Genomic DNA, 25,293 nt, shown 5'->3' with positions numbered 1-25,293 from the left:
TATGGCCCTAACCGCTCCCCCGGGTCTCTGGCACCGTGAAACCAGCACTGTCAAGACCAAACGGCCCAGACACCAGCAGCGCGCGCCGTCTACCCGGAAGAGGCTATGCCCATGGAAACAGCAATAGGTGAGGCTGCCAGCGAGGACTTTGACTTGCTGAACCGGTATTGGTCCGCCGCCAACTACCTCAGCGTGGCCCAGATCTACCTCCAGGAAAATCCTCTGCTGCGTGAGCCGTTGCTGCCAGCCCACATCAAGCCACGGCTTCTGGGACATTGGGGAACCAGTCCTGGTTTGTCGCTGATCTATGCCCACTTGAACCGGCTGATCACGCGAACCTCCGCAAATGTGCTCTTCGTTGCGGGTCCGGGCCATGGTGGTCCGGCGGTGGTCGCCAATGTCTATCTTGAAGGCACCTACTCGGAGATCTACCCGAAGGTAGGGATGGACCTCCCGGGACTGAGGCGCCTTGTCCGGCAATTTTCAACGCCCGGCGGGATCTCGAGCCACGTCGGCCCAGCGACTCCTGGTTCCATCCACGAAGGAGGCGAACTTGGCTACTCCTTGATGCACGCCACCGGCGCCGCCATGGACAACCCGGGGCTGATTGTCGCCTGTGTTATCGGCGACGGCGAAGCCGAAACCGGCCCATTGGAAGCATCATGGAAAGCTCCTTCCTTCCTCAATCCCGCGAGGGACGGTGCCGTGCTGCCGATCCTGCATCTGAACGGGCACAAGATCTCGGGTCCAACCGTTCTGGGCCGTGAATCCGATGAGGAGGTCGAGGGGCTCCTTTCGGCCCACGGCTGGGATCCGCTGACCGTCGCCGGCGATGACCCGTTCCTTGTCCACCGCGCTCTGGCCGCCGCGATGGACAAGGCTTATGGTCGTATTCGCGAGCTGCAATCCCAGGCGCATAGCCATGGCGTACACGGCCCGGCGCGGTGGCCTGCCATCATCCTGCGGACGCCCAAAGGGTGGACGGGCCCAGATACCGTCGACGGCCTCCCCGTGGAAGGCACCTTTCGTTCCCACCAGGTGCCTCTTCCAAACGTTCGCGAAAATCCGCAACATCTGGCCCAGCTGGAAGCCTGGATGCGCTCCTACCGGCCGGAAACCCTCTTCGACAGCGCAGGCCGGCTCGTCCCGGAACTGGCGGCCCTAGCACCGGAAGGCAGCCTCCGCATGGGCGCGGCCCATGCCGGGCTTGGCGGCCCCGGAGCTGCCCTCAATATCCCCGACTTGGAGCGATACGCGGTCCGCCCGGCGCCCCGGGGATCGGTCATCCATGAGACCACCAGGCCCCTGGGTGAACTGCTCCGGGACATCTATATCGATACGGCCGACAGTCCCCGGTTCCGGCTCTTCTGCCCTGATGAAACCAACAGCAACCGGCTCGGGGCTGTGTTCGAAGCCACCGACCGCTGCCTTCTGGAACCTGCCAGGAACGGCGAGCATGCACTAGCCGAAGACCACGTCTCAGCGGGTGGCAGAGTTATGGAAGTCCTCTCCGAGCATCTGTGCCAAGGCTGGCTGGAGGGTTACCTGCTCACGGGTCGCCATGGGGTCTTTGCCAGCTATGAGGCTTTCGCGATGGTCAGCGCATCGATGACCATCCAACACGCCAAATGGCTCCAACACGCAAGGGAACTTGAATGGCGCGCACCCGTGCCAAGCCTGAACATCCTCCTGACCTCCACCTGCTGGCGCAACGACCACAACGGATTCAGCCACCAGGGACCCGGACTGATCGACACTGTGCTGTCCCTGTCAGGGACAGTCACCCGCGTCTACCTGCCTCCGGACGCCAACACCCTCCTCGTCACCGCCGAACACATACTGCGGAGCAAGGACTACGTGAACCTGGTGGTAGTGGACAAACAACCCCACCCGCAGTACCTAACGCTTGAGGAGGCCCGCCGACACGCCGCTGCGGGAGCATCCGTCTGGTCCTGGGCCGGTAACGAGGAACCTACCGGCGCCCGGGCCAGGCCCGACGTCGTCATGGCCTGCGCAGGGGACATCGCCACCGAAGAGACACTAGCCGCAGCGTGGTTGCTGCAAAGGCATCTCCCTGAACTCACGGTCCGCGTGGTCAACGTCATGGATGCCATGGTCCTTCCACCGCGCGACACCCACCCCCACGGCCTTTCCGGTCCAAAGTTCGAAGAACTCTTCACTGCCGACGGAGAAGTCATCATGGCCTGGCACGGCTACGCCCGCGCCCTGCACCAGCTTCTGCATGGACGGCCGCGTCCCGAACGATTCCACGTCCGTGGCTACAACGAACAGGGAACCACCACCACACCTTTCGACATGGTGGTCCTGAATAAGATGAGCCGGTACCATCTCGTCCTCGAAGCGCTGCGACGCGTTCACCGGCAGGTCACCGGCGCGGATGAACTCAGCGACTTCTGCCGGAGGCAGCTGGATGCTCACAAACAGTACATCCGCGAGCACTTCGAAGACCTTCCGGAAATCCGGAGCTGGGTCTGGACAGCGCCTCGTCCTTAAAGTCCAGACGAGAGGCAGCTATTCTCAACAAGGGAAGAATTGTGACCCAGCAGCCAGCTCTGAACCATCCAGGCGGTAAAGGTACCCGCCCCCGTTTGGGACCCGGGTTGTCCAGGGCCGAGGTCATGGCCCGAACGGAAGCAGGACTGGCCAACAGCGTTTCCAGTAGGCCAAGCAGAACACTGTGGCAGATCTTCCGAGGGAACGTGCTGACGCTGTTCAACGCAATTGTGGGCTGCAGCTTCGCACTCCTCCTTCTGCTGGGCCAATGGAAGGATGCTCTCTTTGGACTAGCTGCCTTGGGTAACATCCTCATCGGTGTCGTTCAGGAATACCGGGCTAAAAAGTCATTGGACCGGCTCTCGATCCTCAACGCCTCCCTCACCCGGGTGGTTCGCGACGATACTGAGCAGAATATTGGCATGCAAGACGTCGTCCGCGACGACGTCCTCCTGCTGGGCCCCGGCGACCAGGTGCCCGCGGACGCGTCTATCATCGACGGCGACGGCTTGGAAATCGACGAATCGCTGCTCACTGGTGAATCAAATCCCGTGAGCAAGGGACCGGGATCCGAAGTGTTCGCCGGCTCCAGCGTTGTAGCCGGCCGCGGCATCGCCCGCGTAATCCGAGTCGGCGCCGACTCCTTCGCCAGCAGCATCACCGCCGAGGCGAAGCGTTTCTCCGTGGTCAGATCCGAGATCCGGGAGAGTCTGGACACGATCCTCCGTTGGATCACCTGGCTGCTCGTGCCTGCCATGGTTCTTGTCGTCAACGGCCAAATGCAGGCCAGTGGCGGCTGGGAGGAGTCAATCGCCACTGGACGTTGGAGAGCGGGTGCGGTGGGTGCAGTCGCCAGCGTCATTGCAATGATCCCTCTGGGGCTCGTCCTCCTCACAAGCGTCGCTTTCGCCGTCGGCGGCATACGGCTGGCCCGTGCGAAAGTCCTTATCCAGGAGCTGGCAGCTGTCGAAGGCCTCGCCCGTGTGGACATGCTCTGCCTGGACAAGACGGGCACGCTCACCGAAGGTCGGCTTGTCTTCGACGCCATCCACGAAACCAGTGCGTCGCCTGCCCCCGGATGGAGGCAGGTTCTGGGCTGGTTCGGAGCCGACCCCCAGGCCAACGCCACTGCTCGCTGCCTTGCCGCTGCCTTCCCGTCGGGCGCCAGTCTCCGACCGAGCTCGACGGCGCCATTCTCGTCTGTACGGAAATGGAGTGCCGTCAGCTTCGGCTCAGACCAATTCGTCGCGGGCACCTGGGTGCTGGGCGCTCCGGAGATAGTCCTTCGCGAAGATACCCCAGGCACAGTTCACCTCCTCGAGGCAGCAGCCCGCCTAGCTTCGTCGGGGCTGCGGACCTTGGTCCTGGCTCACGCACCTGAACCGCTCCCCCCTCAGGGTAGGGACGACGCCCAGCTGCCACCCGGCTGCGATCCGATCTGCCTGCTGACCTTCCGGGAGAAGGTGCGTCCGGACGCTGCAAGAATCCTCGGCTATTTCCGAAATGAGGGCGTGGAAGTGCGGATCATCTCCGGGGACGATCCGCGCACCGTCGCCGCCCTCGCCCGTGAGGTAGGGCTGGACGCGGAAAACGGGTACGACGCGCGGAAACTGCCGGAGGACCCGGAATTGCTGCTTGAAGTGGTGGAGAACCATGTGCTGTTCGGGCGCGTGACCCCGGAACAGAAAAGGGACATGGTCATTGCACTGCAGCGTGGCGGCCATACCGTCGCGATGACCGGAGACGGGGTCAACGACATACCTGCGCTCAAGGCAGCTGACATCGGCATATCCATGGACTCGGCTGCCGCTGCTAGCAAGGCGGTGTCCCGGCTCGTTCTCCTGGACGGGCGTTTCGACAGGCTCCCCGGTGTGGTCGCGGAGGGCCGACGCGTCATCGCAAATATTGAACGGGTTTCGGTCCTGTTCCTTAGCAAGACCGCCTATGCCGTTGCTCTCTCCGTCGTCTTTGGAGCACTCCTGTGGGAATTCCCGTTCCTGCCGCGCCAGCTCTCTGCCACAGACGGCCTCACCATCGGAATCCCGGCGTTTTTCCTTGCCCTCATGCCCAACAACCGCCGCTATGCCCCGGGATTCCTCAAACGATCCCTCTCCTTCGCCGTGCCGTTCGGGCTCGTCATTGCTGCCGCCGTCTTTGCCCTCAACGTCTTCGCCACGACTGTCGGTGCCCACACAACCAGTGCCACCCGCACTGGCTCGGTTATCACACTTTCATTCACGGGTTTGTGGGCGCTGGCAGCCATTTCGCGTCCCCTCAACCTGGGACGGGCGGCCGTCATCGGAGCGATGTACCTGGGCTTGGTCTTTGTACTGACGGTGCCCTTCCTCCAAGACTTCTTCAGCTTGGAATGGCCCCCGAACGATCTTCTCTTTGCGGCGCTGGGAAGCGGGCTCGGAGGAATTCTCGCTATTGAAGCACTCCATCAATTCCTAGGTCGCCGAAACGCCCGGAAGAAGCCCCTGACCGCGCGGGAAACCTCCTCACGGTCTGCGCCTTAGAGCAGCTCGGCGCGCCGCGAACTCCGTCTCGTCGATCTCGCCCCGCGCGAAACGCTCGTTGAGGATACGCTCGGAATCATCATCCGGTGGCTCGTGGAAACCCCGTCCGCCCGTGTGGCTTCCACGCAGCAGGATGATCACCAAGGCGCCAATGCCACCCCAGAGCAGCAGCATCATCAGCCCCATGGCGATCCATCCGCCGATGCCGATGTTTCCACCCCATCCATACATCATGGCCAACCTCCTTGGCTCTGGACTGCCTGCGTCCAGTGTCGCTCGTTACTCACCGCTCCCACAGGGCATTTAGTCACATCACCGGGCCTTTCGGCCCTACAGCAGCAGAAGAGGGTTCAATAGGCTGCAGGGAGTCAAGGGCTTCATGCCCGCGGTTGCGTGACCGAATGACGGACTAGACCCGACGACACAGGAGCAGACATGTCACTCCCCAGCATGGACGCAGGCCGAGTCGACGGCGGACTGCACGTGGCGGAAGAACTCGGCCAGGAACAGTGCTGGGATCTCCTGCGCTCAAACACCACCGGACGTTTCGGGTTTGTTCAGCAAGGCAGGGTGGTGATCCTGCCTGTGAATTATCTGGTCGACGGCTAGTCCATTTACTTCCGTACTGCCGGCGATGGATCCATCGCCGAGTCAGTCCCTTCACCCGAGTCGTCCTTTCAAATCGACGATTCACGGTCCGACCGGAGCGAGGGTTGGTCTGTGCTGGTCAGCGGGGCGTCCTCCCGGGTTGAGGACAAGGATCTGCTGACCCGGCTTTGGGGGAAGGCCATGGCCGAGCCGTGGGCCGGCGGAGCACGGAACCTTTTTATCCGAATCCAGGCACAGACGATCACCGGACGCCGCGTGCACCTCGCGTGAACTGCCCCGCTCACTACAGGTCTCGCTGCAAGTCGCTTCAGTACAAGTCGCCAGGGACAAGCTCTTCATCCTCCGGTCCCCGGTGAATCCGTCTCCCGCTGATGGACGTCGGGACGATCTCAACGAAAACCCGCTTCTTCGTAGAGGTCAATTGTTGGCGGGGAATCCTTTCGGCGGCCTCAATCTCGGCGCCGGACTCCAGTTGCCGAGCCTTGCCTTTAACCACCACGCTCCAGACGGATTGGCTACCGACCCCATCGGTCTCCAGAGCAACTTTGTCATTGATCGTGAGCGCGAACAGCTTCTCCCCTGGATTCGTGCGGATGAGGATTTTTCCGTCGTGGGCGACGAAATTGATCGGGTAAATCTCGGGTTCGTTGGCGATGCTTAATGCCAACCGTCCCAACGTCGCACCCAAAAGGATATTCCAGCATTCTTCCTCTGTCAGGACTTCCACGGGGTTAGCGGTATCCGGTGACATGGTCGGTCCTTTCGGTGGTCGGAATACCAAGCCATTTCAGCATGCACGCGGCCGGAATCATCCAATAGGGTCCTTGGACCCATGTATGTCGGCCAGGAAGCTTGTAGCGTCATTCGTAAGAAGGCCTCCGTAAAGGTTCGCCTTTCACCGAGAGAGGCCGTGATGCTCGGCTCAAGACAGGCGGGTGCCGGAATGCCGGATGCCGGAGTTTATTTCCAGTGGGGTGATTTCCTGATTCAATTCGGCAATTTGGTGGTCATCACCACGATGGTCGTGCTGTTCATTTTGGCCTTGGTGATTCCGTTTCCACACGGGAGGAAAAGGAAATGAGCAGTGACAGTGCGCCTGCTGCCCCTGACGGCGAACCAGGCTTTTCCACCTGGACGGGTAAGGCCCGGGGCTGGGCCTTACGTCGGCTGCCGGCGGACAAGCTGCTCCCCGAACGCCAGCCGAGCTACGTGTCCTCGTGGATTTACATCTTCGGCATGGCCGCCGTCGCGGCGTTCGTCTACATCCTCGGTTCCGGCGCCGTACTGGCATTGAACGGACCCGCCTGGTTCCATGTCTCCGGGCTTGGCCGTTTCATCAACAGCACCCATTTGTGGAGCGTTGAACTGTTCTTCATGTTCATGGTGGTCCACCTCTGGGGCAAATTCTGGATGGCCGCCTGGCGCGGCGGGCGGGTGATGACGTGGATCACGGGGATGCTCGCATTCCTCGTCTCGATCGTCACCGCCTTCACCGGATACCTCCTTCAAACAAATTTCGATTCGCAGTGGATTGCGTTCCAGGCAAAAGACGCCCTCAACGCGGTCGGTATCGGTGCGTGGTTCAACGTCGCCGATCTAGGCCAGCTACTCATGTGGCACATCACCCTCCTCCCCCTTGCGGTCGCCGTCGTCGTCGCCGTTCATGTGGTGCTCGTACGCATGCACGGGGTGGTACCGCCTTTGGAGGCTGCGGCATCTGACGCCCAGCTGCGCTCGACCGCGCCAAATCCAGCCACCGACGGGGAGGATTAGCCATGACAAAGACACCCGTGTCGACGTCGTGGCGCACACGGGACGACATCGCCAGCAGGCCATGGGGCGGCACATCGCGCGAATACGACTTGTTCAAGGAGCTCGCTGTCGGACTGGTCGTTGTCGGACTGCTGGTTCTAGGGCTCTCAGCGCTATTCAGCTCACCCGATGAACCGAGCGTGACCCTCAAGTCATGGGCCCAGGCCCAGCCCGCGGACTTCGTGGCAACGGCCACCGCGGAACTTGGCGGCACCAGCCGCACCGCCGGGTACGGACCGCCCTACAACTCGACACCCGATGCCACGCAAAAACTCGGCCCGATCGATCTTCAGAATCTCTCCGGCGTCAGGCTCCCGATCGACACTGCCAACGACTTCGTCATCGCTCCGCTCCAGACCCTTCCGACACCCCCGGCGGCGGTCAAGGAATGGACGACGGCAAGCGACGCCCGACACACTGAGTGGACCACAGCGTACGGGGACGCGCTCAGTAAAGCCCCTGATAACGACCCCGCAAAGGTGGCCCCGGGCGACTACGGCCCGGTTCCGGCCCTCACGGGAGCACTGCTCGGTATGGCGCAGCAAGGCGCTCTCGATCCGGTGCTGGGCGCAAAAGGTTCGTTCTACAACACCGATTACAAAGCCAGCATCTTGTTCCTCGGTGACGGCAGCTACTTTCCTGCTCTCGCCGACGCTCAGCATCTCACGGGCGACCAGTGGGGAATGATGAATGAAACCGGGAACTACCCCGGCCAGTCCTGGCTGTGGCTCTTCTCCGCCCTCTACCAAGTGGAACCGTTCAAATCAGCGCCGAACGCCGATGTCCTCGTCGTGTTTACCATGGTGATCCTGACGCTGCTCCTGACCCTCGTGCCCTTCATTCCCGGGCTCAGGTCCTTGCCCCGACGCATTCCCGTGCACCGGCTGATTTGGAGGGACTACTACAAGCACCGCTAATCCGACGCACGAACCTCACGGAAATACACGGGCCTTTCGACCATTCAAGACTTTATGAAGGCGGCGTACTTTTTGATTATGGACACTGTCATCCAGACTGTCGACCTGCACAAGAACTTCGGACGGGTCAAGGCCCTCGACGGCCTCGACCTTGAAGTCCACGAAGGTGAAATCCACGGCTTTCTCGGGCCGAACGGCGCGGGAAAGACAACCACACTTCGCATCCTGCTCGGCCTGGCCCGGGCGTCCTCGGGCAGCGCGAGCGTCCTGGGAAAGCATCCGTGGACGGACGCCGTCGAGCTCCACAGGCGCGTAGCGAGCGTCCCCGGCGACGTCAGCATCTGGCCCAACCTCTCGGGCGGCGAGGCCATCGATCTTCTCTCCCGCCTCCGCGGGGGCGAGGTGGAGGAGGCGGCCTATAAGGAGCGCAAGCACCATCTGTGCGAACTCTTCGACTTCGACCCAAGCAAGAAGGGGCGCGCCTACTCGAAGGGAAACCGCCAGAAGGTCGCGCTCATTGCTGCGCTCGTTATCGACGCCGAGCTGTATCTCCTGGACGAGCCCACGAGCGGCCTTGACCCGCTCATGGAGGCGGTCTTCACTCGCGAAATCCGGCGGATGGTGAACGAGAACGGCGCGACGGTCCTGCTCTCGAGCCACATCCTCTCAGAGGTCGAGCAGCTCGCGGGCCGCGTGAGCATCATCCGGGCGGGCCGGATCGTGGACGGCGGCACGCTCGACGCGCTGCGCCACCTTACCCGCACGGAAATCTCCTTCGCGCAGGACAGCGTCGGCACCCAAGCCCTCGCCGCACTCTCACAGATCCACGACCTTGCTGTGGCCGAGGGGCGCATCAAGTTCAGCGCCGATTCCGACCGCGTCCACGAGGTCCTGCCCCTTCTCGGCCGCCTCGGGGTCAAAGGCCTGCTCATCGCGCCGCCGTCGCTTGAAGAACTGTTCCTACGCCACTATGGCGACACAGTCGCCGCGGCGACCGCCCAGGCAGCGGACGACGGCGGCGCCCACCACCGGCGCCATCGCACCGCCGCGGCGGGAGCATGAGATGGGCGAGCTATGGATCCTGTACCGGCAACGGATGCGCCGGGACCGCTGGCAGGTGATTGTCTGGATCCTCTCAATCGGAGGGCTCGCGCTGCTCGCCGTTGCAGCCATTGCGAAGACCTTCGGCGACGACGCGACCCGCGCACAGGTGCTGCAGCTCGCGACCGCTGCCCCCGCAATCCTCGTGCTGCGCGGCCTCCCGCGTGGCCCGGCGCTCGATTCGTTCACGTTCTTCGAGATCTTCGCATTCCTGGCCCTCCTTGCAGGGCTCATGAATACGTTCATGGCCGTCCGCCACAGCAGGGCGGAAGAGGAGTCCGGCCGGGCCGAGCTCGTCTCCGCGACGGCTGCCGGACGGTGGGCCCCGCTCGGTGCCACCGTCCTCCACGGCACCGTCGCCGACTTGCTCGTAGCCGCCGCCACGGCTCTCGGCTTCATGGCCGGCGGGCTTGACCCGGCCGGCTCGATCATGGCCGGTCTCGCGACGGGTGCCGTGGGCTTCGCCTTCCTCGGCGTGGGCCTGCTGGCCTCCGAGTTCTTCAGCACATCGCGTGGGGCCAACGGTATTTCGTCGGCGCTCGTGATGACCGCGTACCTGCTGCGAGGCTTCGGGGACGCCACGGGACAAGTCAGTCCCGACGGCACAACCATGACGGCCGCTTGGCCAAGCTGGATCTCCCCCATCGGCTGGGGCCAGCAGACCTTCGCCTACACGGGCAACCGATGGTGGCCTCTACTCCTGCCAATCGCGCTCGGGGCGGCGTGCACCGCCGTCGTCGTAGCCGTCATGGCGCGCCGCGATGTCGGCGCGAGCGTCCTCGCCGGACGATCCGGACGCGCCGACGCCCGGCCCTGGCTGCGTGGGACCTTCTCCCTCGCCCTGCGCCTCCAGCAGGCCGCAATCATCGGCTGGTGCATCGGCGGGCTCGCGACAGGCCTCCTCACAGGCTCGCTCGGGTCCGCGATCCAGTCCTCGATCACCGCCAACCCCCAAATCACGGCCGTGCTTCGCGGCATGATCGAGGCTCAGGGCACATCGATGACCCAGCTGCTCGTCGCGGCCCTATTCGAAATAGCCGGAATCCTCGCCGCAGCTTGCGGACTCCAGGCCGTCCTCCGCCTGCGCCAGGAAGAGGTGGCGGGAACTGCCGAGCCCGTCGTATCCGGCTCGGTGGGCCGGATGAGCTGGCTGGGGAGCTTCCTGGGACTCGGCGCCGTCTCGGTCGTGCTCGTAATGGCGTTCACCGCGCTCGGGGCATCGGTCTCCCTCGCCGCCACCGGAGAAACCTCAGAGGACGCGAGCAACGTCTGGCAGACCGCCGTCGACCAGCTCCCCGCAGCGCTCGTATACCTGGCCCTGCCCGCAGCGGTGTTCGTCTTCTGGCCCCGGGCCACGATCGCTGCCGGGTGGGCGCTCCTGGGCATCGGCGTCGTCCTCGGGGTCTACGGCGGCATCCTCGGCCTTGACCGGAAAATCCGGGACCTCTCACCGTTCACCCACACCCCCGTCACCACAAGCACCGGGACCGACTGGAGCGGCGGCTTCTGGATGCTCGGCATCGCCGCGGTCCTCACGGCAATCGCGCTGGCCTCCGTACGCCGCCGGGAGGTGGGCACTGCGTGACACAACCCGGGATCGTCCGGACACGGCCGGCGCGGGTGCACGGTGCAGTTTGCCGAGCGACCGGCAGGCACCTATGCAGAACTCTATTGGGAACGGCTTCAGGCACTCGACCTCGATCCGGGCGACCCGGAGTGGGCAGAATTCGCCTGGCGCTTCACGGTGTACGTTCCGGGCGGGAACATCAAAGAGCGTGAGTCCACGACTCAGAGCGACGGCCCTTCGTCGGTAAGCGCGGCGGCGAAATCTTCTGCGAATCGTTTCACACCGTCCCACTCGGTGTAGACGTAGTCGCGGGACATATCAGTTCCCAGTTTTCCCGGCTTGCTGCCGGCAATCTTCTTCATCAAGCGCCGCTTGATGTAGCCGTACTGTGTGTACATCAGCGCGCCGCCGAACAGTGCGATCTTGTCTGGCCGCCACCCCGTCTCGTGTTCGAACAGCTCGATGTAGCCCTGGGCATCCGCCAAGTCCCCGTGAGCGGCCAGGCTGACCGAAAAGAAAGCGGACGGCACCCGTGAAAGTGTGTCCAGATTCCTGCGGGCAAAGTCCGCGACATGCTCGTCGTGCTTGCCCATGTGGACGGACGCGCCGATGATGACGCCATCGTAGCCGTCAAGGCTCGCTTCCATGGCACCCTTCACGTCCAGCACGGTTGGATCGTGGCCGTGTTGACGGACTACATCGGAGATGAAGTCCGCAATCTTCGCAGTCTGCCCTTCGGATGTGCCGTAGGCGATGAAAACCCTCTTCACGATGGCTCCTTTCAGAGGTCCTCGTTGCCAAGCGGGTCCGGACTCGGCGGCGGGTTCCGCGCGGCGTCGCCAGCCGGATCGCCACCTCGAATGCCGCCCGGTTCCTCTGGCAGGCGAGCCTCACGCCTGCGGCGGGTACTGGTGCTGCGGGTACGGCGGGGATGGTGGATATGCTTGCACCGGGCGGTCGAAGCGTTGGCCTTGGGGATTGGCTGGCAGGATCATGAACACAAGCAAAGCGATCCAGCCAAGCACTGGAACCAGCGCGAGCAACAGGAGCCACGCGCTGAGGTTCACGTCATGCAGGCGCCGCGCAGCCAGAGCGAGTGAGGGCACGACCGTCGCCAGGAACCACAGGCCGCCCAGCGAGGTCGACGTGCTGGTGCTGCCGCTCCCGGTCGAGCCAGCAACGTTGAGAACGCCCGAGACGATGGTGGAGGCGAGGAACCACCACCAGTACTCGCTGCGGCTGGCCCTCCCATAGAAGACGGCGTATTTCTTCCAGAATCGTTTGACCGCCTCAACCGGCGGCGCCCCGTAGTACGGCAGCTCGAGCGGGAAGCTACCCGGAGGAACATTCCGAGGCTGGTAACTGGTCATCGTACAAGTCCTTCCATGCAGAGGATTCGACACCGGCAATGATAGGCACCGCCCGAGTTCCCGAGACAGGGCACAAAGCCCCCACTCGGACAGGGTCCGCGGGTGCGGATCCGCGACTAGCGCCGATGATGAAGCTCCAATGTGTGGAGAGTGGTTTTGTGCCGTCTTGTGGAGCGCCAGTCTGCAATGGCGGCGGGGAGCAGGAAGGCCAGAGCAGGGATAAGCAGAACGCCAAGGACTGCCTCGCCTGCCGAAGGTATCCTTCATATTACGCCGGCTGATGCCCCTGCTAATTTGATGTCATAGAACCCAGCACCGTCTGCGATCACCGCGGCTTAGCAACCGTCCTGGGTCCTCAGCCGGGCGCCGTCCGGCGTCTTCCTGACCCTCTTGTACTTGGCTTCAGCGGCCGCGGCGCGGTGTTCTTCCGTTGCAATCGCCTTCTTGTAGGCACGTTTGGTGCTCTTGGGCAGGCCTCTTTCTGAAATGCGTTGCCGGAGGACAGCCTGGGCCATGACACTGTCCTGGTGTTCGCCGAGGATCTTCTGGATCGTTTCCGCGGCCTGTACCAGTCTGATGGCTTGTCCTCCATGGACGCTTGCGACCGCCTCAGCTGCGTGCCGCAAGCGTTTGGCGTCTTTCCGCACACGATGCAGTGCCTTGCTGCGGGCTTTTGGGAGTACCGAACGGCGGACTGCCTTGTGATCGACGTGCAATTGATTGACCGCCTTGTTCACGATCCTGGCGGTCATTTCAAGGGCGGGCCTGGATGCACGTGCGGTGACCGAGGGGTTCTCGTGGAACGATTCGAGGCGGTCAAGCATCCGGTAGTACCGGACGGAATCCAAGGCTCTCAGGGCGCGGCCGAAGCCGAGATCGTATGAGGCGTTGAGGTCCTTTTCGACAGGTTGGAGTGCCGATTTACCGTGGAGTCCTCTTGGCCTGAGGACGGGTGCTTCCCGGATGCGGTCCCGAAGGACTTCGGCGTCCCTGGCCCGGCCAAGGAGTCTTGCTAGCCATCTAAGGTCAGAGGCGAGGCTCCCGATGGTGCCTTTATCAAACAGGGTTCGGTACGTCTCGAGAACGGACCGGATGCGGCGCGTGGCGGCCCGGAATTGGTGGAGCGCGTCGGCTACTTCCCCGCGCACGTCAGGATCAAGTCGTATTAGCAGGTCGATTTGCTCTCCCAGATAGGAGACGACGACATCGGATGCGGGACCTTCTGCGCGCGGAATCACCGTGGAGGGAACACGGGCGGAAGGCCAGGAAGGGCCAAAGGCCCGCGCCAGCTTTGGGGTATGTTCCGAAGGTCGGGCCCCGGCCTTCGCCAGGACCGCCTCAACGCCGGTGAGGAAGTCCGTTCCTCCCTGTTGGGGATCGACTTCCCATTCGCGCCAGTGATCCGTTGACTGGACCGGGTACAGTGTCCGGGCACTTACCGTACCGTCGGCGAACCCGGCCAAGTATGTGCCATCGGGGGCGTACAGTTTCAGCCGGCTGCGCAGCGTCGTTATCCGCGCGACCGGCACCAGCTCATGTCCCCGGAGGTGGACTCGGAGTTCGTCGAGGAGCTTTGCGGGTACGGTATCTTCCAGACCCCGCCAGGCGTGCAATTCGCGCTTCCGGCCCGGTCCTCCGGGGACTTTGAGCTGCCAGCCAGGATCAGATCCTCCCGTGCTGTGGCCGAGCGTCATCCCTCGCGCAGCCAGGTCCAACGCCACCGTATCGAAATAGAGGACGTCAAGTGTGTCCTGTGACGGACCTTCGACACGGTCGACACCGGCAACATCAAGAAATGCGGGAACCGGGGCCGGCTCTTCGACGTCGAACCTACGAGCCGTCTCAACAACACCAACTTCCATAACCCACACACTTTCTCGTCATCCTGAGTTTCAACCGTCGGGACAGAGACCTGGTCCAGTCCTCATGGGGCGGGGCCATGGCCGCTCCCGGGGCTGTAAGCCGGCGCGGGCTTTATGAAGGACGTACTTCAAGCAGGTTGAGGACGGCGCTCACGTGGGGTGAGGCCCAGGCGGCTTTCCCGGCGGCCTTCTTCTCGTTCCAGCTCGCGACCCTGCCGGTGAGGGTCACTTCTGTCCCGTCGACCGTAACGAGGATACTTTCGGCGTCCAGTGCCGCCTGCCGGGCGATGGCGTTCTTCACCCGGGTTTTGGTATCGACGGCGGACGCGCGGCCTTTGAGGGTGATGAGGTTCTCCACGGACCTGACGCCCCGGAGATGTTCGACGGCGCGGGCTGCTGCTTCGCGTTCGTAGTTCCAATCCACGTCCCCGGTCAGGGTGATGGCATGATTACGGACTTCCGCGGTGACCGCACCCTCAGGCACGACCGCGTTCCGACGGAGAACACCTAGGGCGGCTTCGGCGATGTCCGTGTCGGTGACCGGGCCGCCGAGGTAGTGGACGGTCAGTTCATCGGCCAGAGCCGTGACTCCGCGGACCCGCAGGGCGGCCTTCTTTGCAGCTAGCCGGGCCGAATAGCTCGAGACCTCGCCCGTGAGAGTCACGGCGCCCGAGATGGCCGTCACTCCGATGTGGGAGGCGTCAACCTCGGGTGTCCAATCGAGCTCATTCAAGACGGCCTGCTGCAGCTCATGATCCGAGCGGGGGACGTTGGTAGAGGTGGTCATGATAAATCCTTGTCGTTTTCATCCCGGCAGGAAACCCTTCCAAGAACAGCCGAGGGAATGGGTAGCCGGGCCCGGTCCGCTGTTCTTGGGAGAAGCCACAAACCGGGTACTTCCATTCCATCCCCACCAGATGGGTACGGTTAGGGGCATAAGCCCCTAACCGTACCCATCATCACCAGACGATCCAGGATCGATCGGTGGAAGGGGATCCGGACAGGAACCGGCACAAAACAGGAAGCCCTTGAGGCCTGCTCCGCCATTGCATTGGAAGCTGACAGCGTGAGCGCAGAGTTTGTCATGGCGTGGAGTGTCGTGATCAAGGGAAGAGCTCAGCGGGAGACTGCGTCCGGGCAAGTGCTTGACTCAATAAGCCGCGGACTATTCCCATGGCTAGGAGTGGGGAAGGACTACTTGGTCAGGATCGTGCCGGAGTCGGTGACTGGCAGGCGATTCACTTTGACTCGCCCCCTGGCTTGGGCTCCCCTTGGACGAAACAACCCGCGCCGGCAACGAGTGAATCCGAACGGCGCAGACGTCGGCGTCCTTCCCGCACGCCTCACTGCACCGACCCGCCTTACTGTACCCGCCCGCCCCACCGTACCGAGGGGATCGCGAAGGATCATCGGGACATGTCCAACACTGCAGATCCCGTGACGCGATCACCGTCCAGGTCCGCCAAGGCTTGATCTGCGGCCTCAAACGGGTAGATCGTTGTTGTCGGTTCCAGCGGAATTGTCGCGGCCAGGGCAAGGAACTGCTCTCCGTCCTTCCTGGTGTTTGCGGTGACGCTGAGCAGCCGTCGCTCGTTGAAGAGATCCCTTTGGTAGTTGAGCGCCGGAATGTCGCTCAGGTGGATTCCGGCCACGGCCAGGGTTCCGCCCCGGTCCAGTGCCTGCAGTGCTGGCGGGACCAGGTCACCGACAGGAGCGAACAGGATCGCGGAGTCCAGCGCATCGGGCGGGGTATCGTATGGCCCGCCGACGAAGATTGCGCCCAGTTCGCGCGCCAAGGCACGAGCAGCCTCGGACCGTGTCATCACATAGACCGATGCTCCTTGGTGGCGTGCGATCTGCGCGGTGAGGTGGGCGGATCCGCCGAAACCATAGATTCCCAAGCGACCGCCGTCCGGAACCGCCGCCCGCTGGAGCGCGTGGTAGCCGATGATCCCCGAACACAGCAAGGGTGCTGCCTGCTCGTCCGTAAAGACAGCCGGGATGGCGTATGCGAAATCCTCGGCAACGGTCAGACGCTCCGCATATCCGCCGTCTTGATCCCAGCCGGTAAAAGTGGGAGAAATGCACAGGTTCTCGTCGCCGCGGAAGCAGTACCGGCAGGTCCCGCAGCTTTTTCCGAGCCAGGCTACGCCAACCCTGTCGCCGGGCCGGAACCTTGTACAGCCATCTCCCACCTCCAGCACGGTGCCGACGACTTCGTGACCAGGGATCACGTTCGGTTGCCGCGGTTTGAGGTCGCCCTCGGCCAGGTGAAGATCAGTGCGGCACACCCCGCACACGTGGACGCCGACGAGTAGTTCGCCCGGCCCAGGAGCTGGATCAGGACGCTCGCCCCATTCAAGCGGCATTGAAGCGATCGGCCCGGGTTCGCCGACCCACCACGCACGCATTGATACCGCCTCTTCCTGCCGCTCTTTCCGCCAGTTTCCCTCAGGGGACTCGGAGCAGGTAGGGCCGAAGGTCCTCCCCGCCCACGGATCCACGGCGCGCCCCTGGACAATGAAGCAAAATATGGCGTTCGCGCTCCGACGGTGTCTTTGTCCCCTAGTGGGCAGGCCGTCGAGGGGGTCACTCGAGATTGGCTAAGGAGTGCAGGCGCGGCCATGCGCTCCATGGTTCTCGAGGCGAAGATTCCCCCGGAACTTGAGGAGGGCATTCATGGAAAATACCGCGGGCTGTCTGTCCGCGCGGCCCATAACGGCCCCGCCGTCGCGGTCCGAAGCAGCGCGACGGCGGAAGACCTTCCGGACGCTGGTTCGCCGGCCAGCAGGAAACCTATCTCAATGTACGTCGCGATCGGCAATTGCTGGACGCTTGCCTGCGCTGCTTTGCCTCCTTGTTCACCGATCGGAATCGCGGCAGTCGTTGGAACGTCCACCGCAACCTCCGTTATCGGAAATGGGCAATCCGTCACTGTCTCGTGTGCCGATGGCGAGAGAGGGCACGTCTACGAAGGGTCCCTGGCAAGCCGCCCTCCAGGTACGTGGCCTCAAAGCCCGCGTGCCTCCGCTTTCGACGAGGCCCGGGTCAGGAACGCCATCGCCCGCCAAGCGGTGTTGGACGCAGAAAAGATCGGGGTCGACGTCGAAGGGACCGAAGTCACCCTCACCGGCAGGGTCGCAACCCGGAGCGAACGCAAAGCCGCCGGTGGAGCCGCGTGGTCCTCACCCCACGTGACCACGGTCCACAACAAAACCGGCCGTGCAATCAGACTAGGCAACCCGAAGGTGTCATGGTTGCCACAGGCCGCCATGGCTCCGTTGACCGTCGAAACCGGTTTCCCCGTCTTGGGCAGGAATACTACGATGTGCAGGCATCATCCGCGACCGCATCGAGGACCCGCGGCGCTTGGTTCGGCCCGAAAAACCCTCTGGCCGGTGCCGCTGTGGTGTGGGACTTTCGACCCTGTCATGAACGGGCTCCCGGCCCCAGTCTTAGAGCGGAACACGAGCACTGCCCGTTGGAGGCTGCTGTGGAATTCCTTGTCGATGTCAATGAAGGAGATGACGTGGAAAGGGTTATTGACAAAGTGGCGCTGGTCAGCGGAGGTGCCCGCGGCATCGGTGCCGCAGTGGCATCGAGGCTGCACGGCGAAGGGGCAAGGGTCGTTATCGGCGACGTTTTGGACGAAGAGGGCAAGGAAACCGCCGAACGCATAGGCTCCGGGGCCCTTTACGTGCATCTGGACGTGACTAATCCGCAGGACTGGGAGGCAGCGGTCAGTGCCGCGGTCGAAACTTTTGGAAGCCTGGGCATCCTGGTCAACAACGCCGGCATCGTGAACTTCGCCTCGATCGAGGAGTACACCCTGGAACAATGGAATGCCGTCATTAGTGTGAACCTGACCGGCACCTTCAATGGGATCAAGGCAGCAATCCCTGCGCTGAAAGCGTCCAAAGGCGGGTCGATAGTGAACATTTCCTCGATTGCGGGGATCCGAGGCTACGAAAAGATCCCCGGATACACCGCGTCGAAATTCGGCGTCCGTGGTCTGACGAAGAGTGCAGCGCTGGATCTGGGGCACCATGGCATCAGGGTCAACTCAGTGCACCCCGGAGTCATCTCCACCCCGATGACGGCGGGTCTGGAGATGGACATGAGCCGCGTGGCGCTCAGCCGGATGGGCCATCCAGGCGAAATCGCGGACCTCGTCCTGTACCTGGCCTCGAACGAGTCTTCGTTCGTCACTGGAGCCGAATTCGTGATCGACGGCGGCGACACTGCTGGAACGGTGACCCCGCCCGCGGGAGCGTAGGCCCGCGCTGGCCAGTTCCGCAAAACCGATCGAGTCGGTGCTTCTATCGGCGCGGACGAATCGTAAGGCCTCGCGATCGCCGTGATCAGCCACGAAGGGGCGGTCCACGCTTCATCGGCAATGTTGTTGCCCCGAGCGCCGGGCAGTCCTGCCATTGCGTGCCTGGTCTTATCCCAGGAAAATCCGCTGCATGCGGCCTTGTAGTAATTGATGGTTCCACTTCTGCAGTCATGGACTCCGACTCTGGCAGGCTGGCTAGGGTCGAAAGTCGCGGGGCGTTGTGCCTGCTTGTCAGCTCGACTCTGAGGCGTGAACCACCAAGACGGGGCATAGCGCGTGTGCCACGCAGGCAGAACTTACCGAACCGAGCAACAGTCCGGCAAATCCGCCATGCCCACGCCGGCCGACAACAAGCATGTCCGCATCCCGGCTAGCGTCGATGAGCAAGTCCCGGACTGGGCCGCAGAGCAGCCGCGGGGACACCTTTTCAGGAACCGAAGGCCCAAAAGCCTGTGAGAGGGACTCTTCCAGTATCCCGCGGGCTTCCTCCTCATAGTCTTCAACACCCATGGCCACGTATCCGCCATAGACTTGGGGGAATGCCCAGCATGCCACCGCGACGAGCTCCGAGCCCATCGCCCCTGCGATACTCCAGCCCTGCTTGAGGGCCTCAATTGAAGCGGGAGAACCGTCAACACCAACGACGATCTTGCCTGCGAATGATTCTCGGCCCACGGCTTGCTCCTACCCGGATCATGGTCTGCTGTCTCTTGAAGCCTGACCGGAATGCCCGCCGCTGTGCAGGGCCAAAAGTCACTCTCTCCACCATGCGCCCCCGGGAAGGCTTGGACTTGGTCATGGGCACCCACGGACATCCGGCAGCCGCCGGGAAGGGCCCGCCGCTAGGGGCTTTCGGCACTACGCCGGGGCGCGGGAGACTGCTAGCCTTCAAAGAGGTACAAACCCGTCCACGCCCTTCATCGATCCATTCAACCGGGGGTGCCCGATGTCCATACCCGACCGAATGCCCGCACTAGGTCTGGAACCGGCCCGCCTTGACGGTGCACGCCATGTCAGCACGGAACTGAATACGGCGCAGTGCTGGGATCTGCTTTGTTCACATCACACCGGCCGCTTCGGCTTCAGTTACAAGGGCAGGATCATGATCCTTCCTGTCAACTATCTGGTTCACAACACGGCCATCTACTTCCGCACTTCGCCCGTCGGCTCAATCGGCGACGCGGTTCCCCGCCTCACGTCCTCGTTCCAGATTGACGCAGCCCGGCCCGATCGCAGCGAGGGCTGGTCCGTACTGGTCAGCGGACCCTCGTCATGGGTCCAGGAACCGGACGTTCTCGCTTTCCTACGAGGGCGGGCCATGCCCGAACCGTGGGGCGGCGGCGAAAGGAATCTCTTCGTCCGCATCCACGCCGCCGTGGTGACAGGACGGCACGTGTATCTGGCGTAGGCCGTCGCCGCGTCGGATCCGGCAGGCGGAGCACCTGATGGACAGGAAGTCAGGACATCAACGAGGACGAGCTCTTCGAACGCCGGGCCGCCTTGAGGCGCACAATGTGAGAGCGCCCGGGCACTCGATGCGCCATGCATGCATCCGGGAAGGGCGGGCGACGTGACCGGGCTGCCGGGCGCGGCGCTGTTGCGGGACTACCGTCTTCGCTGGCTTGGGCATGACGTCCTCGCGGGCGCCTCCTTGTCTACGTTGCTGGTCCCGGCTGGCATGGCGTACGCCCAGGCTGCAGGTCTTCCTCCGGCCATGGGCCTGAATGCAACAATCGCATCGCTCTTGGCGTATGCATTGGTGGGTCCGTCACGGGTGATGGTCCTTGGCCCGGATTCGGCGCTGGCCCCGATGATCGCCGCTGCTGTACTACCCCTCGCCGGCGGCGGGATCGGACGGGCTCCCGCTCTGGCGGGCCTGCTGGGGGTGCTGATTGGACTCGTGCTCCTTGCCGGGGCGCTGCTTCGGTTCGGGGTCGTCGCCGGTTTTCTGTCCACCCCCATCCGTTTGGGCTATCTGCAAGGCATCGCCTTCGTTGTCGCCGCATCCCAATTGCCGGCCTGGCTGGGCCTGGCACCGGTGAACGGAACCGCATGGGAGCGGCTGGCCGGCGTCGCGTCCCAGATCATTCAGGGCAAGACAAACGTCTCCGCCGTGGGGGTCGGTCTTGGCGCGCTGGCGCTCATCTGGATCCCGCGTTTCACCAGTAGGCGCATCCCGGGTGTGCTGCTTGCCGTCGCCGCGTCCTGCGCCATGACCTCAGCTCTGGGCCTGCAAAGCGTGATCCATGTGGTTGGACCGCTGCCGAAGGGACTGCCTGGGCCTCAGCTTGGCGAACTGAGTTGGACGGACGCCGGAGCGCTGCTTCCCGTGGCCGTCGGCATCGCGATAATTGTTTTCGCTGACACCAGTGTCCTTTCCCAGACGCTTGCGTCGCGGGAAGGAAGAAGAGTCTCCGGAAATCATGAGATGGCTGCCCTAGGGGCAGCAAACGTGGCGGCCGGCCTTTTCGGAGGCTTTCCGGTCTCGGCCAGTGCGTCGCGGACCCCGGTTGCGATCCGTGCGGGCGGAAAAACCCAGATCACCGGTGCCGCAGGGGCTGTGTTCGTTCTGGTCTTCATGCTGCTTGCCCCGGGTTTGACGGCGTATCTGCCCACGAGCACGCTGGCCGCGGTGGTCCTGGCCGCCGCCGTCGGCCTCATCGACACCGCAGCCGTTCGACGACTGTACAGGATGAGCCGCTCGGAGTTTGTCCTGATGCTTGTCGCATTTGCGGCGGTCACGACCGTGGGTGTGCTGACTGGAATCCTCGTGGCGATCGGTTTGGCGCTGCTGGGCTTCATCGCCCGTGCCTGGGATCCGTACACGGCAGAACTGGGTGCACTTGAGGATGTCCCCGGTTATCACGACCTTGCGCGGCACCCGGAAGGACACCGGGTTCCCGGCATCATCCTGGCCCGTTTCGATGCTCCGCTCTTTTTCGCCAACGCCGAGGTGTTCTCTGCTTTCATCCGCCGACTCGTCGAAAAAGGGCCGCCGGCTACAACCCATCTGGTGTTGGCCGCAGAACCGATCACCGGCATCGATATCACAGCCATGGACGAACTCGTGGCCCTTGATGAATGGCTGGCGAACCGCGGGATCGATCTCGTCTTCGCCGAGCTCAAAGGACCCGTCAAAGACCGGGTGTTGCACTTCGCGGCCGGCGCCCGGTTCGGGCCGGGGCATTTCTACCCCACGGTGAGCGCCGCCGTGCGCATCCTCGGGAGTAAACGACAGTAGGCAAAAGTCGCTCTGGGACAAATCCCGAAAATGCCCGCTCCGGGTTCGGGGACTATCCGCGGCGTTTGAACGTGCGCACGCGCTTGATGGAACCCGAGGTTGGCCGCAACGAGTACCGACGTCGGGTGCTGTGACGGTGATAGGGGCCGCCGGCGAGGCCCGGACCGTTGCCGTCGCGGGGAACGGTCCGGGGTACCTGTGCAGGTCGCCGTCTGACGCGCATCTAGTTGCGCGAGATTTGGATCTTTTGCGGCTTTGTTCCGCCTTCTGTCTGGGGAACAGGTGCTTTGACCTCAAGGACACCATCTTTGTAAGTGGCCGTGATGTCCTCTTCCTTCACGCCTTTAGGCAAGGGGAGGCTGCGGTACATGGATCCGTAATGGAACTCCGAACGGTAATTGCCCTCGTCCTTTTGCTCGGTTGTCTCGGTGCGTTCGGCGCGGATGTGCAACTGGCCGTCGGAGACGGAGATCTCCACGTCCTTGTCCGGATCGACGCCGGGCAGTTCAGCCCGGACAGTCAGGACGTTGTCCTTTGTTTCTTCTTCAACCCGGATCATGGATCTGCCCGCGTCACTGTCGAAGAGCCTGCGGAACTGGTCCATCAGATCAAAAGGGTTGCGTCGCTCGAACGGCGACCATCTCAATAGATCACTCATGGCGGGATTCCTTCTTGTGTGAAAAAGTCTGCGCCCCGTCGCCCACGGGGCAAGATCGAAGATTGCTTCACGGTCCGGCCTGACACCGGCCGCATATGGCGGGTCGTCGGGCACTATGTTTGGTGGTGAGCGGCACCTGCGACTGCCCGGCCGTGGCTCACGGAGCACAGCAGCGCGGTCGTCGGGCCCGCTGAAACCGGGCAAGCCTGGACGTTGTCGGGGGGACACCCCAACTGTATTCGGTCCTCTTCCACCGGAATGGTCGCCGTCGTCAACGGCGACCGTCCAGAGATCTTTTCCGTGAATCACGATGATCCTTTGGTACAAGGCGGTCGGGACGAACCATGGCTCGTGCCAGAGAAATCGTTGTTCGTCTGCTGGCTGCGAACCAGACCCGACAGAATGCGGTTCGTCGTGGATGATCCCGGCGCCCGTTGGGCATAGGACTCCATCGATCGCTTCGAGGCTGCCGCGCAGATCGATCCCGTCCATGGCTTTAACTGCTGTGAACCTCTAGCCCGGGTCCATGGCCAAGCACAGAGCCCGCGGGTCGCCTACCCCAGTTCCGCCGGTCCCATGGACGGCGAAGCCTCCGGGCGCCGTCTGATCCGCAGTGAACGAATCCGGATCGTTGCCAGGTATGCCCCGGTCCCCATGATTGTGAATCCGATGATTCCCAAGGCTGGCGCGCGGGCCGCGATTCCGGTGATCAGAACAAGGCAGCCAGCGAGGCAGGTAAGGATGCCGGCTCCAAGGTGTCCGGATGCCTTTCCAGGCATCAGTGTCATTTTGGAGGCGAGTCTCGGGTCATCGCGTTCAAGTTCCTGGGCGATTTGTTCCAATGTCTTCTTTTCGTATTCGGAGAGAGCCATTACGGGCCTCCTTTGCCTGCATGGGTGGAAACTATTGCTGCTAGAACGGGTTGTCGAGCGGGATTCCTTCGAGATGTTCAGGCACCCGGACGCTCCAGCCCAGCTCGCGTTTGATGCGGCGGCGCAGGGCGTCGGAAGCGGCTGGTTCGCCGTGGGTGACATAGGTCATTTGCGGTGCCTGATCCGCTGCGTGCATCCACCGGATGATTCCGTCGGCGTCTGCGTGCGCGGAGAATCCTTCAATGTGTATGACCTCGGCCTGGATGGGGACATCCTGTCCGTAGATTCTGAGCTCCTTCGCTCCCGCGGCAAGGTCCGCGCCGCGTGTCCCTCCAGCCTGGTAGCCGCTGAGGACGATCGCGTTTTTCGGATCCGGACCATAAGCCTCAAGGTGATGAAGAATCCTGCCCCCCGTGAGCATGCCACTTGCGGAGATGATGATCATGGGCCCTCCCCTCAGGTTGAGAAGCTTGGAATCGTCGGCGGTACGTGTCATGGTGGCCAGCTTGTACATATCTTCGAACTCGTCAACCAGCAGTCGGTGTTCGTCGGGGTGCTGCCGATACATGTAGGACGCATCAATGGCCATGGGGCTGTTGAGATAGACGGGGACGTCCGGTATGAGGCCTTTACGACGGAGCCGGGAGAGATGGAGCAGGAGGGTTTCCGCGCGGCCGACGGCGAACGCGGCGATCATGATGACTCCCCCACGTTTGGCAACGCGGGACACGACTTCGCCGAGCTCGGCTGCGGGGTCCTGGTCAGAGTGGCTTCTGTTGCCGTACGTGGATTCAGTGACAAGAATGTCCGCGGATTCCAATTCCCGTGGAGGGAACATGAGCGGATCGTCGGCACGGCCGAGGTCTCCGGTGAAGTGTATGGAATGCCCTTCAACGTCTATGTGAATCTGGGCTGCGCCGAGGATGTGTCCGGCCGGGAAGAAAACTGCCTCGATGCCAGCGCCAAGATCAAGCGGGGCATCAAAGTCCCGGGGCTCGAAGGCATTCAGGGACCTGACCGCATCGGCTGCGGTGTAGAGGGGAAGCGCGGGAACATGCATCGAGGAGCCGCGGTGGTCAGCGTAACGCGCTTCCTCTTCCTGAAGGTGACCGCTATCGGGTAGCAGCAGCTTGCACAGGTCACTCGTCCCGTGGGTGGCATAAATCGGCCCCGTGAATCCGTCCCGGACGAGCGCCGGAACATATCCGGTGTGATCCAGATGAGCGTGGGTCAGCAGCACTGCATCTATGGAACCGGCGGCAACGGGAAACGTGGCCCTGTTGCGGTCGCGGATATTTTTGTAGCCCTGAAAGAGCCCACAGTCGACCAGGACCCGCGTGTCTCCGGAATCGAGGAGATAACGGGATCCCGTCACAGTGTCCGTCGCCCCCAGGAAGCGTAGCCGTGCCGGGTGCTGGCCTTTCATGGTGGCCTCCTCTCAGGACCGGTCCCGGGTAGCCGGGACCGCAGGTTTTTCTTGGATTTCCTCGCCGGTGGATCCGGGACGGGGCTCAGGATGCTCCTGCGCTTCGGGAGCGTGGACGATGAGGACCGGATGAGGGTGAGCGACAAACGCCGCCCTAACCGAACCCAGCAGCACGCCGTTGAAGTCTCCGTGCCCGCGCCGTCCGACATGCAGCAAGACCGCCTTGTAGCTGCCCTCAACCAGGGCCTGCCGGGATGCGCCAACGATGATCTTTTCCTTCCAGGTGCCCACGACTTCCCTTCCCGCGCTCTCTGCGTTTCTCTAAGAGTGGGCTGAACCGCTTCCCGGAAACAGGGCCGAAGGTCATGACTCAATCCGGGCAATTCGGCCCTTGTCGCCGGTGGAGTCGGTAGCAACGGCGGTAGAGGGTCAGTAACAACGGCACAGTCGGCACCCATGCCCGAAGTCCTGACCGTTGACAGTGCCGCG

At 63.1% G+C, this 25,293-nt stretch carries 22 protein-coding genes and 3 pseudogenes; 13 read left to right on the top strand and 12 right to left on the bottom strand.

The annotated features are described in order from the left end of the window. Positions 1–111 precede the first annotated feature (111 nt). Both J2S96_RS01095 and J2S96_RS01090 read left to right on the top strand, forming a co-directional pair. Entirely contained in the window at positions 112–2,514 is a 2,403-nt protein-coding gene (locus J2S96_RS01095) for a phosphoketolase family protein (RefSeq protein WP_306859040.1), read from the top strand. Positions 2,515–2,639: 125 nt separating this feature from the next. Beyond that, positions 2,640–5,033: an HAD-IC family P-type ATPase gene (locus tag J2S96_RS01090; RefSeq protein ID WP_306859038.1), complete on the top strand. Its 2,394-nt coding sequence runs from the start codon at positions 2,640–2,642 to the stop codon at positions 5,031–5,033. On the opposite strand, the gene J2S96_RS01085 is transcribed toward J2S96_RS01090, so the two are convergent. Next, positions 5,016–5,267, bottom strand: coding sequence for an SHOCT domain-containing protein (locus tag J2S96_RS01085; protein ID WP_306859036.1), 252 nt, complete (start codon positions 5,265–5,267; stop codon positions 5,016–5,018). The two genes, J2S96_RS01090 and J2S96_RS01085, sit on opposite strands and share 18 nt — an antisense overlap. Before the next feature lie 201 nt (positions 5,268–5,468). Here J2S96_RS01085 and J2S96_RS20130 point away from each other — a divergent pair. Continuing rightward, positions 5,469–5,912 (top strand): annotated as a pseudogene (locus J2S96_RS20130) (pyridoxamine 5'-phosphate oxidase family protein). Between the two features lie 37 nt (positions 5,913–5,949). Here J2S96_RS20130 and J2S96_RS01070 read toward each other — a convergent pair. After that, positions 5,950–6,369 carry a pyridoxamine 5'-phosphate oxidase family protein gene (locus J2S96_RS01070; RefSeq protein WP_306859030.1) on the bottom strand — a complete coding sequence of 140 codons (420 nt, stop codon included), beginning with the start codon at positions 6,367–6,369 and terminating at the stop codon, positions 5,950–5,952. Positions 6,370–6,474: 105 nt separating this feature from the next. Between J2S96_RS01070 and J2S96_RS01065 the strand changes: the two genes are divergently transcribed. The 5 genes from J2S96_RS01065 (at position 6,475) to J2S96_RS01045 (ending at position 11,057) form a co-directional block, all read left to right on the top strand. After that, a complete protein-coding gene (locus J2S96_RS01065; RefSeq protein WP_306859028.1) occupies positions 6,475–6,723 on the top strand; it encodes a hypothetical protein in 249 nt (82 codons plus the stop codon). Continuing rightward, positions 6,720–7,415 (top strand): cytochrome b N-terminal domain-containing protein, encoded by a 696-nt coding sequence (locus tag J2S96_RS01060; protein ID WP_306859026.1) that lies wholly within the window; start codon positions 6,720–6,722, stop codon positions 7,413–7,415. Before J2S96_RS01065 ends, J2S96_RS01060 begins: the two co-directional genes overlap by 4 nt. 2 nt (positions 7,416–7,417) lie before the next feature. Then, positions 7,418–8,371 carry a hypothetical protein gene (locus J2S96_RS01055; protein WP_306859024.1) on the top strand — a complete coding sequence of 318 codons (954 nt, stop codon included), beginning with the start codon at positions 7,418–7,420 and terminating at the stop codon, positions 8,369–8,371. A gap of 78 nt (positions 8,372–8,449) precedes the next feature. Continuing rightward, the gene (locus J2S96_RS01050; protein WP_306859022.1) at positions 8,450–9,433 is read left to right on the top strand and encodes an ABC transporter ATP-binding protein; all 984 of its coding nucleotides are present in this window, start codon (positions 8,450–8,452) and stop codon (positions 9,431–9,433) included. Between the two features lies 1 nt (position 9,434). After that, complete coding sequence (locus J2S96_RS01045; protein ID WP_306859021.1) at positions 9,435–11,057, top strand: ABC transporter permease; 1,623 nt, start codon at positions 9,435–9,437, stop codon at positions 11,055–11,057. A 203-nt stretch (positions 11,058–11,260) separates the two neighbouring features. On the opposite strand, the gene J2S96_RS01040 is transcribed toward J2S96_RS01045, so the two are convergent. The 5 genes from J2S96_RS01040 to J2S96_RS01020 all read right to left on the bottom strand — a co-directional run bounded on the left by J2S96_RS01040 (position 11,261) and on the right by J2S96_RS01020 (position 16,682). Next, the gene (locus tag J2S96_RS01040) at positions 11,261–11,809 is read right to left on the bottom strand and encodes a flavodoxin domain-containing protein (protein ID WP_306859020.1); all 549 of its coding nucleotides are present in this window, start codon (positions 11,807–11,809) and stop codon (positions 11,261–11,263) included. 120 nt (positions 11,810–11,929) lie between these two features. Continuing rightward, complete coding sequence (locus tag J2S96_RS01035; protein WP_306859019.1) at positions 11,930–12,409, bottom strand: DUF805 domain-containing protein; 480 nt, start codon at positions 12,407–12,409, stop codon at positions 11,930–11,932. A 335-nt stretch (positions 12,410–12,744) separates the two neighbouring features. Continuing rightward, a complete protein-coding gene (locus J2S96_RS01030) occupies positions 12,745–14,271 on the bottom strand; it encodes a CYTH and CHAD domain-containing protein (RefSeq protein WP_306859018.1) in 1,527 nt (508 codons plus the stop codon). A gap of 112 nt (positions 14,272–14,383) precedes the next feature. Further along, a complete protein-coding gene (locus J2S96_RS01025; RefSeq protein ID WP_306859016.1) occupies positions 14,384–15,058 on the bottom strand; it encodes a BON domain-containing protein in 675 nt (224 codons plus the stop codon). 619 nt (positions 15,059–15,677) lie between these two features. After that, positions 15,678–16,682 (bottom strand): zinc-dependent alcohol dehydrogenase family protein, encoded by a 1,005-nt coding sequence (locus tag J2S96_RS01020; RefSeq protein WP_306859014.1) that lies wholly within the window; start codon positions 16,680–16,682, stop codon positions 15,678–15,680. 213 nt (positions 16,683–16,895) lie between these two features. Between J2S96_RS01020 and J2S96_RS20125 the strand changes: the two are divergent. From J2S96_RS20125 to J2S96_RS01010, 3 genes and pseudogenes are all read left to right on the top strand, one after another. After that, a pseudogene (locus J2S96_RS20125) lies at positions 16,896–16,985 on the top strand (hypothetical protein); the annotation flags it as partial. Positions 16,986–17,120: 135 nt separating this feature from the next. Next, a pseudogene (locus J2S96_RS20120) lies at positions 17,121–17,474 on the top strand (BON domain-containing protein); the annotation flags it as partial. Positions 17,475–17,800: 326 nt separating this feature from the next. Next, on the top strand, positions 17,801–18,547 hold the full coding sequence (locus J2S96_RS01010) for a glucose 1-dehydrogenase (RefSeq protein ID WP_306859874.1): 747 nt from the start codon (positions 17,801–17,803) through the stop codon (positions 18,545–18,547). A gap of 291 nt (positions 18,548–18,838) precedes the next feature. Here J2S96_RS01010 and J2S96_RS01005 read toward each other — a convergent pair whose 3' ends face one another. Beyond that, positions 18,839–19,282: a universal stress protein gene (locus tag J2S96_RS01005; RefSeq protein ID WP_306859012.1), complete on the bottom strand. Its 444-nt coding sequence runs from the start codon at positions 19,280–19,282 to the stop codon at positions 18,839–18,841. 289 nt (positions 19,283–19,571) lie between these two features. Between J2S96_RS01005 and J2S96_RS01000 the strand changes: the two genes are divergently transcribed. Both J2S96_RS01000 and J2S96_RS00995 read left to right on the top strand, forming a co-directional pair. Then, positions 19,572–20,015 carry a pyridoxamine 5'-phosphate oxidase family protein gene (locus J2S96_RS01000; RefSeq protein WP_306859010.1) on the top strand — a complete coding sequence of 148 codons (444 nt, stop codon included), beginning with the start codon at positions 19,572–19,574 and terminating at the stop codon, positions 20,013–20,015. Between the two features lie 162 nt (positions 20,016–20,177). Beyond that, positions 20,178–21,848, top strand: a complete 1,671-nt coding sequence (locus J2S96_RS00995; RefSeq protein WP_306859007.1) for a SulP family inorganic anion transporter — start codon at positions 20,178–20,180, stop codon at positions 21,846–21,848. A 223-nt stretch (positions 21,849–22,071) separates the two neighbouring features. On the opposite strand, the gene J2S96_RS00990 is transcribed toward J2S96_RS00995, so the two are convergent. The 4 genes from J2S96_RS00990 to J2S96_RS00975 all read right to left on the bottom strand — a co-directional run bounded on the left by J2S96_RS00990 (position 22,072) and on the right by J2S96_RS00975 (position 25,095). Beyond that, positions 22,072–22,506 carry an Hsp20/alpha crystallin family protein gene (locus tag J2S96_RS00990; protein WP_306859005.1) on the bottom strand — a complete coding sequence of 145 codons (435 nt, stop codon included), beginning with the start codon at positions 22,504–22,506 and terminating at the stop codon, positions 22,072–22,074. 554 nt (positions 22,507–23,060) lie between these two features. Beyond that, positions 23,061–23,378, bottom strand: a complete 318-nt coding sequence (locus J2S96_RS00985; protein ID WP_306859002.1) for a DUF3040 domain-containing protein — start codon at positions 23,376–23,378, stop codon at positions 23,061–23,063. 40 nt (positions 23,379–23,418) lie between these two features. After that, positions 23,419–24,804: an MBL fold metallo-hydrolase RNA specificity domain-containing protein gene (locus tag J2S96_RS00980; RefSeq protein ID WP_306859000.1), complete on the bottom strand. Its 1,386-nt coding sequence runs from the start codon at positions 24,802–24,804 to the stop codon at positions 23,419–23,421. Between the two features lie 12 nt (positions 24,805–24,816). Then, positions 24,817–25,095, bottom strand: a complete 279-nt coding sequence (locus J2S96_RS00975) for a hypothetical protein (RefSeq protein WP_306858998.1) — start codon at positions 25,093–25,095, stop codon at positions 24,817–24,819. Positions 25,096–25,293 lie beyond the last annotated feature (198 nt).

This window comes from Arthrobacter bambusae, from assembly GCF_030812595.1.
GTDB classification, from domain to species: domain Bacteria; phylum Actinomycetota; class Actinomycetes; order Actinomycetales; family Micrococcaceae; genus Arthrobacter; species Arthrobacter bambusae_B.
This window is presented reverse-complemented; position numbering and strand designations above follow the sequence as displayed.

Excerpts from the sequence above, each read along its gene's own strand:
- J2S96_RS01085 (WP_306859036.1), bottom strand. The coding sequence starts at position 5,267 with ATGATGTATGGATGGGGTGGAAACATCGGCATCGGCGGATGGATCGCC.
- J2S96_RS01045 (WP_306859021.1), top strand. The coding sequence starts at position 9,435 with ATGGGCGAGCTATGGATCCTGTACCGGCAACGGATGCGCCGGGACCGC.
- J2S96_RS00980 (WP_306859000.1), bottom strand. The coding sequence starts at position 24,804 with ATGAAAGGCCAGCACCCGGCACGGCTACGCTTCCTGGGGGCGACGGAC.
- J2S96_RS01030 (WP_306859018.1), bottom strand. The coding sequence starts at position 14,271 with ATGGAAGTTGGTGTTGTTGAGACGGCTCGTAGGTTCGACGTCGAAGAG.
- J2S96_RS01025 (WP_306859016.1), bottom strand. The coding sequence starts at position 15,058 with ATGACCACCTCTACCAACGTCCCCCGCTCGGATCATGAGCTGCAGCAG.
- J2S96_RS01055 (WP_306859024.1), top strand. The coding sequence starts at position 7,418 with ATGACAAAGACACCCGTGTCGACGTCGTGGCGCACACGGGACGACATC.
- J2S96_RS01065 (WP_306859028.1), top strand. The coding sequence starts at position 6,475 with ATGTATGTCGGCCAGGAAGCTTGTAGCGTCATTCGTAAGAAGGCCTCC.
- J2S96_RS01000 (WP_306859010.1), top strand. The coding sequence starts at position 19,572 with ATGCCCGCACTAGGTCTGGAACCGGCCCGCCTTGACGGTGCACGCCAT.
- J2S96_RS01095 (WP_306859040.1), top strand. The coding sequence starts at position 112 with ATGGAAACAGCAATAGGTGAGGCTGCCAGCGAGGACTTTGACTTGCTG.
- J2S96_RS01020 (WP_306859014.1), bottom strand. The coding sequence starts at position 16,682 with ATGCGTGCGTGGTGGGTCGGCGAACCCGGGCCGATCGCTTCAATGCCG.
- J2S96_RS01090 (WP_306859038.1), top strand. The coding sequence starts at position 2,640 with ATGGCCCGAACGGAAGCAGGACTGGCCAACAGCGTTTCCAGTAGGCCA.
- J2S96_RS01035 (WP_306859019.1), bottom strand. The coding sequence starts at position 12,409 with ATGACCAGTTACCAGCCTCGGAATGTTCCTCCGGGTAGCTTCCCGCTC.
- J2S96_RS00990 (WP_306859005.1), bottom strand. The coding sequence starts at position 22,506 with ATGAGTGATCTATTGAGATGGTCGCCGTTCGAGCGACGCAACCCTTTT.
- J2S96_RS01050 (WP_306859022.1), top strand. The coding sequence starts at position 8,450 with ATGGACACTGTCATCCAGACTGTCGACCTGCACAAGAACTTCGGACGG.
- J2S96_RS00985 (WP_306859002.1), bottom strand. The coding sequence starts at position 23,378 with ATGGCTCTCTCCGAATACGAAAAGAAGACATTGGAACAAATCGCCCAG.
- J2S96_RS01060 (WP_306859026.1), top strand. The coding sequence starts at position 6,720 with ATGAGCAGTGACAGTGCGCCTGCTGCCCCTGACGGCGAACCAGGCTTT.